At 45.8% G+C, this 1,367-nt stretch carries 2 protein-coding genes; both read right to left on the bottom strand.

Annotated elements, in window-relative coordinates:
- Window positions 1–53: 53 nt before the first annotated feature.
- Window positions 54–959 (bottom strand): IS3 family transposase, encoded by a 906-nt coding sequence (locus tag FS818_RS28175; RefSeq protein ID WP_260984880.1) that lies wholly within the window; start codon window positions 957–959, stop codon window positions 54–56.
- Window positions 960–964: 5 nt separating this feature from the next.
- On the bottom strand, window positions 965–1,294 hold the full coding sequence (locus FS818_RS28170) for a transposase (protein WP_145336713.1): 330 nt from the start codon (window positions 1,292–1,294) through the stop codon (window positions 965–967).
- Window positions 1,295–1,367 lie beyond the last annotated feature (73 nt).

Raw genomic sequence — 1,367 nt, 5'->3', positions numbered from 1 at the left:
CGGTTCAACCCCTTAATATTGGACACTAGCTAGCTTTTTCTCAGATTGACGCATCATAACGCAATGGATTTGGGCTCTATGGTTCCTTCGTTGACCAGGCGCAGGTAATCTGTCGGCGACCAGTCGTGTAGACTGCCGTGAATACGGTCTTTGTTGTAATAACGGATATAACGGTCTACCTCGGAAAAGGCTTCTTCGTAGCTTTCGAAACAATGTCGTTGGTAACACTCACGTTCCAGAACACTATGAAACGATTCAATAAAAGCATTTTTATTCGGTGTTCGAACGGGTGTCCGCTCATGCTCTAAACCTGCTTCTTCACAGAAGTTATAAAATGCTTTGCTTATAAACTGAGGGCCGTTATCGGTACGAATCACGAGCTTTGGCTCGGTCTTAGGGATACGTCGCGTTACCATAGCCTGCCGAAGCGTATGCAGGATGCTCTGCGTGTCGCAGGCTTTACCGCGATGGTGAGCGACGATTCGGCGATCAAAAACATCAATAATACTTGCGAGGAAAAAGTGCCGGCGTTTCCCCGCAACATAACCGTACTTGATATCCATCTGCCACAATTGGTTAGGCCCATCTACCGTTCGGTTATTAGCTACTTTTCTCGGTACGGTATGGATTTGTTCGCGCTGAGGGAGAAGGATGCTGAGAGACTTACAGAGCCGATATACTTTCTTTTTGTTAATTACCAGATTGTACTTTCGGCGCAACAACACGGTTAGTTTTCGGTAGCCAAACGCTGCATTTGGCCCTTGAATCAAACGACGAAGAAACCCGACAATCCGAGTGTCCGAAATACGTTTCCCTTGCTGATTGTAAGAGTATCCAGGGATTTTTCGTCCGCTACTTATGGGTTGCTGGCGTTCAGGGTGTTTCAAGTGATAATAATAGGTTGAGCGAGGAACATCGCAGATCCGGAGCACCGTACGGACAGGATATCCTCGCTCAATCCAACCTATCGCTGTTTGTAGTCGGGATACTTTTTTTTAACGAGATCCTTAAGAATCTGGTTTTCTAATTCTTTTGCGCCAAGAAGTTTCAAAGCTTCATCGTACTTCTCCTGTAATTCTTGATAGTCGGCTGCATCTTGCTGTATTTGTTGTGTTTCTTTTTGTTTTTTAGCCACCAGTTCCCCCACCTCATCTTCGTATTGACGAACCCAAGTCGTCAGCGTTTTAGGAGACATGCCGTACTTTCGTGCCACGACCTCTGTCCGGAGGCCAGAAAGTACCTCTACGACATACTCCTTTTTCGCCTCAACTGGGCATCTAAATCGTCTTTTCATGAACACTCTCCTCATTTCATTTAGTGTATCTGAGGTAGCTTTGAGTGTCCAATTGGATTAGGGGGCTTTAAAG

It is taken from the genome of Paenibacillus xylanexedens (assembly GCF_007680605.1).
GTDB classification, from domain to species: domain Bacteria; phylum Bacillota; class Bacilli; order Paenibacillales; family Paenibacillaceae; genus Paenibacillus; species Paenibacillus xylanexedens_B.
The sequence above is the reverse complement of the archived record's forward strand: the minus strand, read 5'-3'. Positions and strand labels throughout refer to the sequence as shown.

Excerpts from the sequence above, each read along its gene's own strand:
- FS818_RS28170 (WP_145336713.1), bottom strand. The coding sequence starts at position 1,294 with ATGAAAAGACGATTTAGATGCCCAGTTGAGGCGAAAAAGGAGTATGTC.